This window comes from Streptomyces sp. NPDC050564, from assembly GCF_044457265.1.
Classification (GTDB): Bacteria; Actinomycetota; Actinomycetes; order Streptomycetales; family Streptomycetaceae; genus Streptomyces.
In genome coordinates this window covers 543,450-559,680 of sequence record NZ_JBITGS010000001.1, presented here as the reverse complement: position 1 = coordinate 559,680, position 16,231 = coordinate 543,450, and the positions used below count along the sequence as shown (strand labels likewise).

At 69.6% G+C, this 16,231-nt stretch carries 13 protein-coding genes; 9 read left to right on the top strand and 4 right to left on the bottom strand.

Annotated elements, in window-relative coordinates; translation table 11 throughout:
• Positions 1-91: 91 nt before the first annotated feature.
• On the bottom strand, positions 92-814 hold the full coding sequence (locus ACIBK0_RS02440) for an LPXTG cell wall anchor domain-containing protein (RefSeq protein WP_399074684.1): 723 nt from the start codon (positions 812-814) through the stop codon (positions 92-94).
• Positions 815-1,046: 232 nt separating this feature from the next.
• Between ACIBK0_RS02440 and ACIBK0_RS02435 the strand changes: the two genes are divergently transcribed.
• A complete protein-coding gene (locus ACIBK0_RS02435) occupies positions 1,047-3,098 on the top strand; it encodes a protein kinase (protein WP_399075125.1) in 2,052 nt (683 codons plus the stop codon).
• A gap of 134 nt (positions 3,099-3,232) precedes the next feature.
• Here ACIBK0_RS02435 and ACIBK0_RS02430 read toward each other — a convergent pair whose 3' ends face one another.
• On the bottom strand, positions 3,233-4,717 hold the full coding sequence (locus ACIBK0_RS02430) for an amino acid permease (RefSeq protein WP_399074682.1): 1,485 nt from the start codon (positions 4,715-4,717) through the stop codon (positions 3,233-3,235).
• 206 nt (positions 4,718-4,923) lie between these two features.
• Between ACIBK0_RS02430 and ACIBK0_RS02425 the strand changes: the two genes are divergently transcribed.
• Entirely contained in the window at positions 4,924-5,412 is a 489-nt protein-coding gene (locus tag ACIBK0_RS02425) for a ribose-5-phosphate isomerase (RefSeq protein WP_399074680.1), read from the top strand.
• A gap of 177 nt (positions 5,413-5,589) precedes the next feature.
• The gene (locus ACIBK0_RS02420; RefSeq protein ID WP_399074678.1) at positions 5,590-6,399 is read left to right on the top strand and encodes an Fpg/Nei family DNA glycosylase; all 810 of its coding nucleotides are present in this window, start codon (positions 5,590-5,592) and stop codon (positions 6,397-6,399) included.
• A 13-nt stretch (positions 6,400-6,412) separates the two neighbouring features.
• Here ACIBK0_RS02420 and ACIBK0_RS02415 read toward each other — a convergent pair whose 3' ends face one another.
• A complete protein-coding gene (locus tag ACIBK0_RS02415) occupies positions 6,413-7,642 on the bottom strand; it encodes a GNAT family N-acetyltransferase (protein WP_399074676.1) in 1,230 nt (409 codons plus the stop codon).
• A gap of 160 nt (positions 7,643-7,802) precedes the next feature.
• On the opposite strand from ACIBK0_RS02415, the gene ACIBK0_RS02410 reads away from it, so the two are divergent.
• The 4 genes from ACIBK0_RS02410 to ACIBK0_RS02395 all read left to right on the top strand — a co-directional run bounded on the left by ACIBK0_RS02410 (position 7,803) and on the right by ACIBK0_RS02395 (position 12,939).
• Complete coding sequence (locus tag ACIBK0_RS02410) at positions 7,803-8,975, top strand: PP2C family protein-serine/threonine phosphatase (RefSeq protein ID WP_399074674.1); 1,173 nt, start codon at positions 7,803-7,805, stop codon at positions 8,973-8,975.
• 270 nt (positions 8,976-9,245) lie between these two features.
• Positions 9,246-10,043, top strand: a complete 798-nt coding sequence (locus tag ACIBK0_RS02405) for an ABC transporter ATP-binding protein (protein ID WP_399074672.1) — start codon at positions 9,246-9,248, stop codon at positions 10,041-10,043.
• Positions 10,044-10,048: 5 nt separating this feature from the next.
• The gene (locus ACIBK0_RS02400; protein WP_399074670.1) at positions 10,049-12,487 is read left to right on the top strand and encodes an FtsX-like permease family protein; all 2,439 of its coding nucleotides are present in this window, start codon (positions 10,049-10,051) and stop codon (positions 12,485-12,487) included.
• The gene (locus tag ACIBK0_RS02395) at positions 12,484-12,939 is read left to right on the top strand and encodes an HD domain-containing protein (RefSeq protein ID WP_399074668.1); all 456 of its coding nucleotides are present in this window, start codon (positions 12,484-12,486) and stop codon (positions 12,937-12,939) included. The genes ACIBK0_RS02400 and ACIBK0_RS02395 overlap by 4 nt, the downstream gene beginning before the upstream one ends.
• A gap of 105 nt (positions 12,940-13,044) precedes the next feature.
• On the opposite strand, the gene ACIBK0_RS02390 is transcribed toward ACIBK0_RS02395, so the two are convergent.
• Entirely contained in the window at positions 13,045-14,223 is a 1,179-nt protein-coding gene (locus ACIBK0_RS02390; protein ID WP_399074666.1) for an acyltransferase family protein, read from the bottom strand.
• A 624-nt stretch (positions 14,224-14,847) separates the two neighbouring features.
• On the opposite strand from ACIBK0_RS02390, the gene ACIBK0_RS02385 reads away from it, so the two are divergent.
• Both ACIBK0_RS02385 and ACIBK0_RS02380 read left to right on the top strand, forming a co-directional pair.
• The gene (locus ACIBK0_RS02385; protein WP_016435177.1) at positions 14,848-15,042 is read left to right on the top strand and encodes a hypothetical protein; all 195 of its coding nucleotides are present in this window, start codon (positions 14,848-14,850) and stop codon (positions 15,040-15,042) included.
• Between the two features lie 470 nt (positions 15,043-15,512).
• Positions 15,513-15,812 (top strand): hypothetical protein, encoded by a 300-nt coding sequence (locus ACIBK0_RS02380; RefSeq protein WP_399074663.1) that lies wholly within the window; start codon positions 15,513-15,515, stop codon positions 15,810-15,812.
• The last annotated feature ends 419 nt before the right edge of the window (positions 15,813-16,231 follow it).

The window sequence follows — 16,231 nt, the reverse complement described above, 5'->3', positions numbered from 1 at the left end:
CTGACAACTGCCGTCAGGTTTTCCGAGGTCGCGCAAGAGATGGGCCGGGATGCCGCGCTCGGCATCCCGGCCCATCCTCAACGGTCGCTGTTCAGGGCTGCTGCCGCCGCGGGCGCCGGTGCGCCCACCACAGTCCCGCCGCTCCCGCGGAGATGAGCGCCGCGCCCGCCGCGCCGAGCGGCAGCACGTCGCTCCCCAGGCCGGTCTTCGGCAGCTGGTCGCCGCCGGGTGCCACCGGCTTGTTGTCGGTGCCGAGCAGCAGCGGGGTGGCCGGGGCGTTCGGCGACGGGTTCGTCGTACCGAACGGCACGGGGCCCTGCTGCCAGTAGGTCTTCTTCCCGTCGCTCGTCTGCACCGGGAGGCAGATCTTTCCGGTCTTGCTCAGATCGAACGTCGCATCGACCGCGTACGACTTCGACTTGCCGACCGCGAGATTGCCGACCGAGCAAACGAAACCACTGTTCGATCCCTTGGGCAGATCCTTGTCCGCCATGGCGGTGCAGCCCTTGACGCCCTTGACCTGAAGGCCGTCGAAACCGACCACCAAAAGCCTGATGTCGCCGCTGTCCTTGGTCCCTTCGTTCTTTACCGTGGCAGTAATCGCCGTCTTCTGTGAACTGTTGTCGACCGAGATCTTCTCGGGCAGCAGCGTGGTCAGCTTTACACCCGGCGGTGCCTCGTCAATTACCTTTCCCCCCTTGCTGCTTCCCGGCCCCTGGTCGTCCGCGACGGCGGTGAAGGAAAGGATCATCACGGCCGAGAAAGATGCCGTGAGCAGCGATCCCGCGATGGTCGTCGTGCGACGAGAACTCATGTTCGTCCCCCTTGGCTGCGCCTGAATTCGCAGTACTTGAAGAGGTACCACAAGATTTCTCCGCACTATGCTGGTACGGCCTGAAGTGTGACCATTGTGTTTCCGTTGTGACGGGCGCTTGTGGCTGATGTTGAGGGGGGTGCAGGGATTGTCGGCGAACGTACAGGGCGGTGTTCCGGGATTACTGGTGACGGGGCGTTATCGGCTGGTCGAGAGTATTGGGCAGGGGGGAATGGGGCGGGTGTGGCGAGCCGCCGACGAAATGCTCGACCGGCAGGTCGCGGTCAAGGAAATGCGCATCGACGGACTCGATCCCGAGGACACGAGGACGCGCCGCGAACGCACACTGCGCGAAGCCAGGGCCACGGCCCGGATCGACCATCCCAACGTCGTCCGCATCTACGACGTCGTGGACGAGGGCGAGCGGCTGTGGATCGTCATGGAACTCGTCGCCGGGCGTTCCCTGGAACAGATCGTGGTGGAGGATGGACCGCTCGGCCCGCGCGAGGCGGCGCGGATCGGGCTCCAACTGGTCTCGGCGCTGCGCCAGGTGCACGCCGGGGGAGTGCTGCACCGCGACATCAAACCGGGCAACGTCCTGGTCGAGCGGCGCGGCCATCGCGTCGTGCTCACCGACTTCGGCATCGCCGCGTTGCAGGACGCGGAGGCGCTCACCATGGTGGGCATGCTGGTCGGCTCCCCTGACTACATGGCGCCCGAACGCATCTCCGGCCGCCCACAGGGTCCGCCGTCCGACGTGTGGTCGCTGGGCGCGACCCTTTGCGCGGCCCTCGGCGGCCGCTCCCCCTTCTCCCGCTCCACCACGCTGGCGACGCTGCACGCCGTCCTGTACGAGGAGCCCGAACTTCCTGCCTCCGCAGGGGACTTGCGGGACATTCTGGCCGCGCTCCTGGAGAAGGAGCCGTCGACCCGGCCCGGCCTGGCGGAAGTTGAGGCGGAGCTCGCGGAGTTCGGGTACCGGGGGTCGGGGGCCGGGGCAGGCACGGGTTCCGCCGAACTTCCGGATACGGGGCCCGAGTACGACTTCGACTCCGCGTACGAATTCGAGTACGCGACCGAGACTGGGGCCGAGTCCGAGTCCGAGTCCGAGTCCGAGTCCGAGCCCGGGCCCTGGCCCGAGCCGGACGTGCCGAATGCCACCGCACCGCTCCTTCAGCCGGCTCACGAGGAACCGCCCACCCCCGCACTCCTCGACGCCGAACTGCTACGTGCCGCGCGGCAGCCCCCGTCGGACCTCCCCGAGGCCACTCCACCTCCGGAAGAAGAACGCGCCCCTGAACCCGCCCCCGAACCCGCCCGCGAGCCCGAGCCCGTACACGACGCGATACCGCTGCACCGCACCCCGACGCGAAAGAGCCCACCCGACTTCGAGAAGCACCCAAAGCTGCAACCGCAGAACCATCCGAAGGGGCCCTCGGAGCAGCCGTCCGCCTCCGCCCCCAACGCCTCCACCGAGGTCCCCTCCGCAGTGCGCGCGGAGGTCGGCTCGGAGATCCCCTCCGCCAACACTCCCGAACCGTCGGCGCAGACCGCGACGGCGATGACCGCGGCACGGCTGCCGACGGCGCCCGGGCCTGTCGGGATGCCCCCCGGCGAACTGCCCGGTCCCGCCGTGCCGTCCGGCGGCCCGCGACGGAGCAGGCGTCGTATGGGTCTGGCCGCGGCCAGTGGTGTGGTCGCCGCGGGCGTCGTCGCCTGGGTCGTCATCGCCTCGATGAGCGGATCGCCCGACGACAGGGCCGGGGCCTCCTCCGGATCGTCCGTGCCGACCGCCTCGTCGGGAGCCGTCGGCTCCGCGTCTCCCTCGTCCACGGTCGAGGGCACCTCGCGGCCGCCCAGCCTGCCCCCGGGAGCCCATCGGGAGGCCGGCGGCTACGCGTGGGCGACGCCCAAGGGCTGGCGCCGTGACCTGAAGACGGGCTCGGAGGTGCACTACACCTCGCCCGACGGCAAGCAGGAACTCGCGGCCACGTCCTCGTTGGCCAAGGGCGACCTGATGCAGACCTGGCAGACCTCGGAACGGAACGCCCGCCAGGGGCGGGACTACCAGAAGATCCGTCTCGACAGGACGACGTTCCAGGGCAGGCCCGCAGTGGTCTGGGAGTACACCTTCACGCTCAAGGGCGTGCACTGGCACGCCCTGCTGCTCGGCTTCGACGCCGACGGCAAGTCGTATCAGGTCAACACCTGGTACCAGCCGGACATCGAGAACCAGGCGCTCCAGGTCTACCAGCAGGTCAAGAACAGCTTCACGGTGCTGTGAGCCGCGACCGCGTGGGACAAGCGGACGCGACCGCGCGGGGCAAACGGAAGGAGGGGCCCCGCGGCGAGGACAATCGCCGCGGAGCCCCTCCCACACGTCACATCAAAGACGTCGGACCCGACGTCACCATCGGCTCAGCCGACCTTCACCGGATCCTCGTCCCGAGGCTCGGCGGCCACGACGTGCTGCGCGGAGGACGTGCCCGCCCCGACCTTCTGCCGGATGACGGCGATGACGAGTACCACCGCCGCGACCAGCAGCGACAGCAGCACGGTCTCCCGGCCGTCGTGTTCCGTGTCGGTCAGCATGTAGCCGAGCACGAAGACGATCAGCGCGGCCGTCGCCCAGGTCAGGTACGGGTACAGCCACATCTTCACGACCAGCTTCTCCGGCGACTCGCGCTGGATGATCTTCCGCATCCGCAGCTGGGAGAAGCAGATGACCAGCCAGACGAACAGGGCCACCGCACCGGAGGAGTTGACCAGGAAGAGGAAGACCGAGTCCGGGAACTTGTAGTTGAAGAAGACGGCGACGAAGCCGAAGACGACCGAGACGACGATCGCGGCCATCGGCACACCGCGCGAGGTGGTCTTCGCGAAGGCCTTCGGCGCGTCACCGCGCTGACCGAGCGAGAAGGCCATGCGGGAGGCCGTGTAGAGGCCGGAGTTGAGGCAGGACAGCACCGACGTCAGCACGATGAAGTTCATGATCTGACCGGCGTGCGCGATGCCGAGGGAGTCCAGGGCGGCGACGTACGAGCCCTTGTCCTTGATCGAGGGGTCGTTCCACGGCAGCAGGGCCACGACGACGAAGATCGAGCCGAGGTAGAAGACGCCGATCCGCCAGATGATGCTGTTGGTGGACTTGGTGACGGCCCGCTGCGGGTTCTCGGACTCACCGGCGGCGAGGGTCGCGATCTCGCTGCCCATGAAGGAGAAGACGACCAGCAGGACGCCGGTGAGGATCGCGCCGGGTCCGTGCGGCAGGAAGCCGCCGTGGCCGGTCAGGTTTGCGATGCCGGCCTTGTCGCTGTCCGCACCCGGCAGCACACCGAAGATCGCGAGCGCGCCGACGATGATGAACGCGCCGATGGCCACGACCTTGATCCCGGCGAACCAGAACTCGAACTCGCCGTAGGACCCCACGGACACCAGGTTGGTGGCGGTGAGGACGACCATCACGATGAGCGCCCAGCCCCACTGGGGCACGGCCGGGATCCATCCTTCGAGGATCTTGGCGCCTGCGGTGGCCTCCACGGCCAGCACGACGACCCAGAAGAACCAGTAGAGCCAGCCGATCGAGAAGCCGGCCCAGCGGCCGAGCGCGCGGTCGGCGTGCGCGGAGAAGGAGCCGGAGGTCGGGTTCGCGGCGGACATCTCTCCGAGCATCCGCATCACCAGCACCACGAGCGTGCCGACGAGGGCGTAGGAGAGGAGGATGCCGGGCCCGGCGGTGGCGATACCGGTGCTGGAGCCGACGAACAGCCCGGCTCCGATGACACCACCGATGGCGATCATGGACAGATGGCGGTTCTTGAGTCCGGCCTGGAGGCCGCCACCGGGTTCTCCGGGGCCTCCGGGGCCGCTTGCGGCCTTCGTGGGGGTCGGCTGCGAGGTCATGAGGGGGATTCCTTTGCGCCGGTGGGCAGATTCCCGTGTATGAGCGGTGTACGGGTCGGACCAGTGAATCTGAGGCAAAGAGATTCGTGAACCTTTGAATCCAGATCGTTACTTGAGGTTTCCCTGAGGTTCTGTAGTATTGCTCACAGTTTCCGTGGTCGAACCCCCGCGGCGCGGCGACGAAACAGCCGTGTCACACTCGGACCATGCGCGTGTACCTCGGCTCCGATCATGCCGGTTTCGAACTCAAGAACCACCTCGTCGAGTGGCTCAAGGCCGCCGGTCACGAGCCCGTCGACTGCGGGCCCCACATCTACGACGCCCAGGACGACTACCCGCCGTTCTGCCTCCGCGCCGCGGAGCGCACGGCGGCTGATCCCGAGTCCCTCGGCATCGTGATCGGCGGCTCGGGCAACGGTGAGCAGATCGCCGCGAACAAGGTGGCCGGGGTTCGTGCCGCGCTCGCCTGGAGCGAGGAGACGGCGTCGCTGGGCCGCCAGCACAACAACGCCAATGTCGTTGCCGTCGGCGCCCGCATGCACTCGGAGGAAGAGGCGACGAAGTTCGTCGAGACCTTCCTCAACACCCCCTTCTCCGGTGACGAGCGCCACATCCGCCGCATCGACATGCTCTCCGCCTACGAGACGACCCGCGAACTCCCCCCGATCCCGGCCCACCACCCGCAGCAGCCGTAGCCACCGGGGCCCCTCCGTTGTTCACGCAGTTCCCCGCGCCCCTTTTCAGGGGCGCGGGGAACTGCGCAATCTTTTAGGGGGCTCTGGGGGCGCAGCCCCCAGGGACGGGACGGGCAGGGGCGGAGGGGGCGAAAGACGCCCGAGCTGTCGGACGACAGACAACAGCAGGAGGACCCCGTGCCCGAAGGGCACACGATCCACCGGCTCGCCGAGGACTACCTCGCGAGCTTCGGCGGCCGTCCGGCACGCGTCACCAGCCCTCAGGGCAAGTTCACCGACGCCGCCGCCCTCCTGGACGGCGCGGTGCTCGGCACCGCGGAAGCCCACGGCAAACACCTCTTCCTCGGCTTCCGCGCGGAGGACTGGGTCCACATCCACCTGGGCCTCTTCGGCAAGGTCGACTTCGGCGACGCCCCCGCCCCACCTCCCACGGACACCGTCCGCCTCCGCCTGGCGAACAACACCGCGTACGTGGACCTCCGGGGCCCCACCACCTGCGCCCTGATCACGGACACCGAGAAGCAGGCGATACACGACCGCCTCGGCCCGGATCCCCTCCGCCCCGACGCCGACCCCTCAGCGGCGTACCACCGCGTCTCCCGCAGCCGTACGACGATCGCCGCCCTCCTCATGGACCAGAAGATCATTTCGGGCGTGGGCAACGTCTACCGCGCTGAGGTCCTCTTCCGGCACGGCGTCGACCCGTACCGTGCGGGCAAGGACCTCACCCGCACGGAGTGGAACGCGATCTGGACGGACCTCGTGGAGCTGATGCGCGAGGGCGTCCGCAACAACCGCATCGATACGGTCCGCCCGGAACACACCCCCGAGGCGATGGGCCGCCCGCCGCGCGTGGACGACCACGGCGGCGAGGTCTACGTGTACCGCAGGGCCCACCTGCCCTGCCACATCTGTGGCGGCGAGATCCGCACCGCCGATCTCGCCGCCCGCAACCTGTTCTGGTGCCCGACCTGCCAGCGGCCGTAGCCGAGAGCCGCCGTCAGAACCCGTGCGGCAGCCAGGGCGCGACCACGGACGAGAAGGCCACGGACGCCTCACCCAGCGCCCCCTGGCGCAGCTCCCGTACCCGCCCGGCCGTCGCGAGCGAGGCGAGTGACACCCCACCGAGATATGCGGCCCCCAACTCCCGTACGGACAGGGTGAGATCGGCCGAGTCGTCGGTGCGCACGCACGTCGCGCCCTTCGCGTCCCCGGTGAGCCGCCAACGCCCCTCGTTCCAGGGACAGAATGCGTCCTCGACCTCGAACACCACGTCCACCGGCGCCTGATACGCGCGCGCCTCCAGCGCCGCGCCGACATCGACGAGCCGTACGTGCAGCGAGTCCTTCATCCGCAGATTGCAGCGCCGGATGTCGGACACCAGGTGCTGCACGTCCTCGTCGACGGGCCGGGCCCGGGTGCGCAGCGTGGACGTCAGGTCGATGTCGAACAGGAACCGCCACAGCGCGGCCCGCGCCGCCGGGTCGAGCCCCTCCAGGTCGCTCAGGACCACCGCGCCGTCGGGCCCGGAAGGGCCCCACTCCGGCTTGACCCGGAAGCGCGCGTAGCCGACGACCTCGCCGTCCCGATCGGCGACCACGCACTGCAGCGGCGACGCGCCGTCCCGCTCGCTCTCGGGGTCGAGGACCTGGAGGCGGTCCCAGCCGGGCTGCCGCGCCAGCATTCCCGGCCGGCCCCGAACCACGCGCGCGTACACCGCCTCGCACGCGTCGAGCACCTCAGCCGGCACGGCGTAGCGCAGATGTACGTCGTCGGTGCCGGGCGGCACCGACAGTCGTACGCGGTGGGTGTCGATCTCGGCGTTGAGCTGCAGTGTGCCGATGCCGTAGCCGAACCGGCCGTAGATCGCCGGTTCCGAGGCGGTCAGGACGGCGAGCGGCTCGCCCCCGGCGCGGATGTCGTCCAGCTGGCGCCGCATCAGCGCGGTCAGCACCCCGCGCCTGCGGTGCGTGGCCGCCACGCTCACCATGGTGATGCCCGCGGCCGGGGCGGAGGCGCCGCCGGGGACGGTGACGCGGAAGGAGAACGCGCCCGCCGTACCCACGCACTGATCGCCGTCCCACACGCCGAGGGAACGGTCGTACTCTGTGAGCGCGTTGTACAGCTCACGCTCCTCGGACGCCTCCGGGACGCCACCGAACGCGCGAATGAGGTTGTCGTACCAGACATCCCAGTCGGTCTGCTGCAGCACCCGCACGTCAGTCGTCATAGCCCATGCCTACCAGGGCAATGCGGTACGAGCGAGGGAATTTCTCCCCCGCCGTCGCGGTGCCTGGTGTGAAGTTCTCTGTGAAGTTGAGCGCTCGGACGGGGGACAAGTGGGACCTCCCGTGCCAAGCACCTGGTCCGATGGATAGGGTCCCGAACTAATGGCAGCAGGACGAGAGCGGCGCGCGGAAGCCGAGACGTTCACGGCCCGGTTGAAGAAGCAGTGGCACCGGGCCCGCACAGGGCTGCGCAGATCCGCCGTCGACTACTTCCGTGGGGACGGTTCGGACTGGATCGCTCTGGCCGGTCTGCTGCTCACGATTCCCCTCGTCGCGGCCACGACGCTGGTGAACTCGGTGTGGTGCTCGCCCGCCGCCCTCGTTCTGCCGATCGTGGCCGGAGGCCTCCTGCTGCGCCCGGCCAGCCTGCTCGGTCTGTACGCGGCCGCGGCCACCGCGTTGATAGTGGAGTCCGTGGAGCTGGGCCCGTACACCGAGGGCCCGTCCCGGGTGACGCCGGGCGTGGTGCTGGTGGTCGCGGCCTGCGGCTTCTTCGGACTCCTGATCGCGCAGTTCCGCAGCCGGGTGGGCGTGCCCTGGCGACGGGGCGGCACCATGCTCTTCGACCTCCGCGAACGCATCCGGGTACAGAGCAAGCTGCCGAAGCTGCCGCTGGGCTGGCACCGTGAGATGGCGCTGCGACCGGCCGGCGGGCAGTCCTTCTCGGGAGACTTCGTGGTGGCCGCTCGTACGAACGGGGGCCGCACCCTGGAGGTCGTCCTCACGGACGTCTCGGGCAAGGGCATGGACGCGGGCTCGCGCGCGCTCCTCCTCTCCGGAGCCTTCGGAGGCCTCCTGGGCTCCCTGCCGCCGCACGCCTTCCTCCCCGCCGCGAACGGCTACCTCCTCCGCCAGGACTGGGACGAGGGCTTCGCGACCTCGATCCACCTGGTCCTGGATCTGGACTCCGGGGACTACGAACTCTTCTCCGCCGGACACCCGCCGGGTCTGCAGCTCAGTGCGGGTAGCGGGCGCTGGGAGGAGAAGGCCGCGGAAGGGCCCCTGCTGGGTGTGTACGACGGCGCCCAGTTCGACTCCGTGAAGGGGGCGCTGCGTCCCGGAGACGTGTTGATGCTGTTCACGGACGGGCTGGTGGAGACCTCCGACCGTGACATCGTCGAGGGCATCGACCGCCTCACCGGCGAAGCCGATCGCTATGTGGCCGGTGGCTTCCACGGAGCGGCCTGGCACCTCATCGAAGCTGTGGCCAGGGACGTCAACGACGACCGCGCCCTCCTCCTGATCTGCCGAGACGGCTCGACCCCCACACGGTGACCGAGGGAGGATTTCGCCCCCTCCGCCCCTGAAAAGGGGCGCGGGGAACTGCGCAATCTTTTGGCGGGGGTCTGGGGGCGCAGCCCCCAGGGACGGGACGGACAGGGGCGGAGGGGGCGAAAAAAATCCCGGCCGAGCCCCCGACCACCGACGGTGGGGTTCTCCCCACCCCAAGTCGGCGGCAGCCCTCATGGTCCAGACCCCTTGTGCATCCGTACGTTCGAGACATCGCCGAAATCCGATGTGACGGACGAAAGGACGGGACCCACCATGGGCCTGCGAAAGAAGCGCCACGAGGACGCGGCCGCGGGCCCGGCTCACGACTGGGCGGTCGAACTGCACGGCGTACGACGCCAGTACGGCCGCGGCGGCTCCGCCGTACACGCCCTGCGCGGCATCGACCTCGCGCTCCCCCGTGGCACCTTCACCGCGGTCATGGGCCCCTCCGGCTCGGGAAAGTCCACGTTCCTGCAGTGTGCGGCGGGACTCGACCGCCCGACCACCGGCACCGTACGCCTCGGCGGCACGGAGATCACCGGCCTGAGCGAGAACAAACTGACCGCCCTGCGCCGCACCCGCCTCGGCTTCGTCTTCCAGGCGTTCAACCTGCTCCCGTCCCTGACGGTCGAGCAGAACGTCCTCCTCCCGATGCGGCTGGCCGGCCACCGCCCCGACCGCCGCCGTGCCGCCGAGGTACTCGCTCAGGTCGGCCTGGCCGACAAGGCCCGCCGCCGCCCCGGCCAGCTCTCCGGCGGCCAGCAGCAGCGCGTCGCGATCGCCCGCGCGCTGGTCACGCGCCCCGACGTCGTCTTCGCGGACGAGCCGACCGGCGCTCTCGACACGACCACCGCCGCGGAGATCCTCGGTCTGCTTCGCCAGGCTGTCGACGGCCTCGGCTCCACCGTCGTCATGGTCACCCACGACCCCGCGGCGGCCGCCTGGGCCGACCGCGTGCTGTTCCTCGCCGACGGCTCGATCGCCGACCGCCTGGAGCGCGCCTCGGTCCAGCAGATCGCGGCCCGGATGACGGCGCTGAGCGCCCCCGCGTACGCCGGAGCGGCAGCCTGATGCCGATGCCCAATGGCCTGGCCCGCGCCGCCGTCCGCTTCAAGCCCGCGGGTTTCGTGGGCACGTTCGTCGCGCTCGCGATGGCCGCGCTGATCGTGTCGGCCTGCGGCATCCTCCTGGAGACGGGCATACGGGCCTCCGTGCCACCCCAGCGCTACGCCGACGCGCCCGTGGTGGTCGCCGCCGACCAGCGCGCCCACCTCGTCAGCGGCCACGGCGAGGACCGCGACGACGAGGCCGTACAGGTGCCGGACCGGGCCCGGCTCGACAACTCCCTGGTGGCGAAGGCCGCTTCGGTGCCGGGAGCGCGTAGGGCGGTCGCCGATGTGACCTTCCCGGTGCGGACCGCAGCGCACGGCGCTCTCACCGCGCACGGCTGGAGCTCCACGGCCTTCACCGGCGAGAAGCTCACCTCCGGGCACGCCCCCGGCACCGGAGAGGTCGTCGTTTCCCAGGGCGCCTCCGTGGGGGAGCGCCTCACCCTCACCACCGCCGCAGGCCCCCGCACCTTCCAGGTGTCCGGAACGGCCCGACAAGCAACCCCCACTGCCTGGTTCGCCGACTCCGAAGCCGTACGCCTCTCCCCGCACCCGGGCCGGATCGACGCCATCGCGGTGCTCCCGAAGGACGGTGTGAGCCCCGAGACCCTCAAGGCTCGGGTCGCGCATGCCGTCGGCGAGCACGCCAAGGTGCACACCGGCGACGATCGCGGCGCCGTCGAGGACGCCTCGCTCGGCTATGCCAAGGAGATGCTCACCGGGCTCGGCGGCTCCTTCGGGGGCGTCGCCACCCTGGTGGCCGTCTTCACCGCGGCCGGCACCGTCGCGCTCTCGGTCGGCCAGCGGGCCCGCGAGTTCGCGCTGCTGCGGGCGATCGGGACGACCCCGCGGCAGATCCGTCGCACCATCGCCACCGAGGCCCTGCTCGTCGCACCCCTCGCGGGACTCGTCGGCTGCCTGCCCGGGGTCGCCCTGGCCCGCTGGTGGTTCGGACAGCTGCAGGACAAGGGCGCGGTCCCGCGGGCCGTGGATCTGTCCGTCTCGTACATCCCGCTGCTCTCCGCGGTCGGCACCGTCCTGTTCACCGCGCTGTTCGCCGGTTACATGGCGGCTCACCGCACCTCACGTATCAAGCCGGGCCTGGCGATCGGCGAGGCGTCCGTGGAGCGGCTGCGACCCGGCTGGATCCGTACGCCGCTGGGGGTCGCGGCGGCGGCCGGCGGCTTCGTCTGCGCGGGCCTCGCCGCCTCGCTGACCGGCGAGGACGCGGCCAACGCCTCCCTCGGCGTCGTCATGCTCTTCATGCTGGCCGTGGCGCTGCTGGGCCCGCTGGTCGCGCGTGCCTGCGCCGCGCTGTTCGGACTGCCGTTGCGCGGGGCCGGCGCGTCCGCCTCGCTCGCGGCCGCCAACTCCCGCACGAACGCCCGCCGGCTGGCCTCCGCGATCACCCCGATCGTCCTCGCGATGGCCTTCTCCTCCGTGCTCGTCTTCATGCACACCAGCGAGGAGCGGGTCACCCGGGAGCAGCAGCGGGACGGCATCGTGGCCGACCACATCGTCACCTCACAGACGGGCCTCGCCCCCGACACGGTGGACCGGGCCGACCGCGCGCCGGGGGTGACCTCCGCCGTGGGCCTGTTGAAGACGGCCGTACTGATCCCGGTGAGCGGCTCGCTGGAGTCGGCCTCCACGCAGGGCGTGACGGGAACGCCCGAGGACCTGGCGCGCGTCCAGCACCTGGACGTGAAGCACGGCGCCCTGTCCCTGAAGCCCGGAGAGGCGGCGATCGACGCCTCGCTCGCCGACAGCGCCCACGTCAAGGTCGGCGAGCGTGTCAAGCTCAGGCTGCCCGACGGCACCAAGGTGTCCCAGACGGTTGTGGCGACGTACGGCCGCGGTCTGGGCCTGTCCCAAGTCACCTTGAACCGATCCGACTTGGCGACCCACGTCACCAACTCCTTCGACACCGAGATCTGGACGAAGGGCGGCACGACGAGCACGCTCGCGAAGCTGGGCACGGTCCTGGACCGAGGCGACTACACCACCGACCAGTCCCTGGACCGGGAGCTCAGCGCCTGGGCGAACACCGTGATGGCGGCGGTGCTCGGCGGATTCGCGGCCGTCGCCGCCGCCAACACCCTGGTGATGACGGTCCTCGACCGCCGCCGTGAACTCGGCACACTCCGGCTGATCGGCTCCACCCGCCGCCAGGTGCTGCGCATGATCCACTGGGAGGCCCTGCTGGTCGTCCTCGCCGGCATCGCGATCGGTACGGCCATCGCGCTCGCCACGCTCGTGCCGATGATGAAGGGGCTGACCGGGCAGGGCCCGTACATACCGCCGCTCCTGTACGGCTCGTTCGCCGCGGCGATCGTCGTGCTCGGCGTGACGGCGGCGACCGTCCCGGCCCGCGCGGCGCTGCGCGGGGAGACACTGGAGGAGTGACGCAGACTCTTCTGACCCTGGCCGAAGTCGAAGCCCTTGCCCGTGAGGCGCACGCCGCCCAGACCGACAAGGCCGGGCGGCCGTATGCCGAGCATCTCCAGGCCGTGGCGGAGGGCGTCCGCGAGCGCGGCGGCGACGACGAACAGATAGCGGCGGCCTGGCTGCACGACGCGGTCGAGGACGACGTGCTCTCCGCGGACTGGCTGCGCGAGGCCGCGCTGACCCGGCGTACGAAGGACATCGTGCTGGCGCTCACCAAACAGGAGGGCGAGCCGCCGGAGTCGTACGCGCGGCGCATCCGTACGACCCCGGGCGCCCTTCTGGTGAAGGTGTCGGACCTGACGCACAACGCCGATCCGGCCCGGCTCGCGGTCCTGGACGAGCACACCCGGGCCCGGCTGACGAAGAAGTACGCCACGATGCGGGCGCTGCTGGGGCTGCCGCCGTCCTGAGCGGCCCGAGCCGCTTGCCCGGGCAGCGCACGCAGGGTGGCCCGGCACGGAAAAGTGCGGGCCCGGGAGAACCCGGGCCCGCACTTCGAGCGGTCAGCCGCGTGGCTAGGCCTTCGCCGTCGCCCGTTCCCGGGCCAGCTCCGTCGCGTCCCGCTTGAAGGCCCAGGCCATCCTGGGCTCCATCGCGAAACGGAAGATCCGCTGGACGGGTGGCGTGCACAGCGCGGTGACGAGCGCGGCCGCGACGATCGTCACGAGGATCTCGCCGAGCGGCTTGTGCAGCCACGGGTGGTCGAACCAGCCCCAGTACTCAGAGGCCTTGACCACGAAGCCGTGCAGCAGATAGCCGTACAGCGTGCCCGCTCCGAGCGCCGTGAACCAGAAGGAGCGCCGCGGCACCCAGGCGAAGAAGCACGCGGTGAGCAGCAGCGAGCAGCCGTAGAGCGCGAGGGTCATGACGACACCCGCCCACCAGGGCGCGCCCAGCTCCTGCGCGCTGTCACGGTGGTAGAACCAGGCGGTGTTCATGCGCGGCACTGCCCAGTAGCCCACGACCAGCGCCGTCGCGAAGATCGGCACCGACAGGATCCGCACCTCACGGCGCCGTACCAGCTGGAAGTGCTCGGGCTTCATGAACAGGCCCATGACGAAGAACGGCAGGAACTGCAGCACGCGCTGGAGGTCCAGGTCGTCGCCGATGTCCGGGGAGACGCACGCGAGCACCGCGAAGACGAGTGCCAGCGGAAGAGGCCAGCGCACCAGCTTCCACAGCGGGGTCGTCAGCCGCCAGACGAAGAGCGCGACCAGGAACCAGGTGAGGTACCAGGGGTCGAGGAGGCTGATCGCCTGATTCGTATCGCCGCCGGCCCAGCGATCGAAGAGCGAGTACGCCGTCTCGAAGAGGACGTACGGCACGGCGACACCGGTCACCAGTCTCTTGAGCCGGTCGGGGCGCATGTCGAAACTGCGCGAGAAGTAGCCGGAGATGATGATGAAGGCCGGCATATGGAAGGTGTACACGACCGTGTACACCGCTTCGATGATGCGACTCTGGCCCTTCAGCGGCTCCCACGCGTGACCCATGGCCACGAGCACGATGGCCAGGTACTTGGCGTTGTCGAAGAAGGCGTCGCGCTGCTTGGCGGGCTTGGCGCCCGCCGCTGCGGCATCGGTGGCCGCTCTGGGGGTTTGGGGTGAGCGCGGACTCGGCACTCCCGCGGCCGGCTGCTGTGCCGGGGGGAGCGGCGCTCTGTGGTGGCCGTGCGGTCGGAGCGAGTTCGTCACAGGCCCTCCCACCAAGAACTCGGGGAGACGATCCGGGACCTCGCTGCACATGCGGGGGACGTGGCGGCGTGGAACATCTGAGGCACCCTAGCGTTGTCTATGCGTTTTCGTAAAACGCTCGGCGTCATTCCTGCTTATCGCCTGCGAGTACCCAGGATTTGGAGATGTCTGCCTATCGGTCCGCAAGTGGTTCGGCATACCGATTTGCTTACCGTATGAGGCTGTTCTGTCCCGATACATCCCGACTAAATGGTGCATAAGGCTCGCGGGCGACTCTGGTGATATGTCCGGTTCATTATCCTTTAGTTACCCGTCTATAGAGTCTTCGATGTGCCTGTGGCAACAATTCGAATTACCTGCGAACAGGTTGTGTGGACATGGCAACGGTCCCCCTGAATTTCAGTTGAGGGGCCCATGCGGGTGCACTCTCGAATTGCCGTACGGAGTCCCGCCGTTGGTCCGCGCCGAGGCGGTGCGGGTGTGCGGGCCCGGCATGCCCGTGGCCGACGATGCGTCACCCGCCGCATACGAAAGCCTGGTTGGTGGCACGATGGTTCTGGCGGGGGTGTGAGGGGTTGCACCTCCGGGCCGGGAGAGCGGACCGACCGTAGGGTGTGATCAGTTGTGGCCATTTCGCTGTCAGTGGTGCTGCTGTTGGCGATCATCCTTGTGGTGTTGATCCGAGGGGGATCGATCAAGGCGGGACCTGCCATTGTCGCGGTGCTCTTCGGTTTCTTCCTCGCGTCGACCGGCATGGCTCCGTCCATCAATCGGTTCCTGAACTCGATAGCGGAGACGATCAACTCGATCAGCTTCTGAACAGGACAGAACGGGACGGGGCGGGACCGGACGGGGCGTATCCGCTCGTCGCGCTTTCGATGGGCGTCGGGGAATGCGGAGCGCGGATCCGCCGCGCCCTGAAACCGGCCGACGTGCTGCCCGTCGACGACGCTTCTCGCGCCCTCGGCTCCGGCGTGCCGCCGACCTGGCCGCCGCCGATACGCTCACCCGGACCGGGCGCGACAGCGGTCCCCTCTCGCTCCTCAATACGCCCGCGGGGCCCGCGGCGCACGAAGAAACCTTCGGCCCGATTCCGAGGAACCGGGCCGGGGGCCACAGAGCGGGCGACGGGAATCGGACCCGCGTAGCCGGTCTGGAAGATCGCCCTTCCGCCGTGGCGGCCGAGCGCCGTTCCGGCGTACCCGCGTGCCCCATCACCCGGCCCCGCTCCCGGCCACCATCCAGGCCCGGCCACGGCCGGCCCCCCTGGGATCCCCAGCGTCGCGGGGTTGATCGACACGGATGTGTGCGTGAGCGGTGCCGTGAAGATCACGGCGACGCCAACGATCGCGATCCAGCGCGACGTCACCACGACCTTCAGTCCGTTCGGCGACAGCAGGACGCTCGTGGGCTCGGACTACCCGCTGCCGGGTGCGCCGGCCGGGTCGCTGATCGCCCGGATCGGAAACGGACCTGCCACTACATCGGAAACGAACCTGCCACTACATGGGGAAACGGACCTGCCACTACATGGGGAGGGTCCGACGGCCCTGGTGGGCAGCGGAGACGGCACGCCCTGCTCGGACTGAGGCCTGCACTGGGGTGAACTGATCGGCCTGCACCGTCGCGACTCGAAAGCCCAAGGGACACGCAGCGGCCAGGGAGCGCTGATCTGAGCCCCCGAAAACGACAAGGGCCAGGCAGAGGATCGAACCTCTGGCCTGGCCCTACGCCATATGGAGCGGGCGACGGGAATCGAACCCGCGTAGCTAGTTTGGAAGATCGCGTATGCGGATGCGCGCTGATCTGGCGAGACGCTGACCTGTGCGTTTCTGGGTTGGTCGCTTGCGACTCCCCGCTGTTCCCCGTGCTGCACTCCCGCATCGGGCACGCAGGGGGCACGTACGCCCTTCTGCCGCGCTCTCGATGTTGAGTGTCGTGCGCTGTGCGGTAGGCCTCGTGAACCGCTCACGCGGGCTGTGAGGGCATCGATACCACCCGCGCCGGA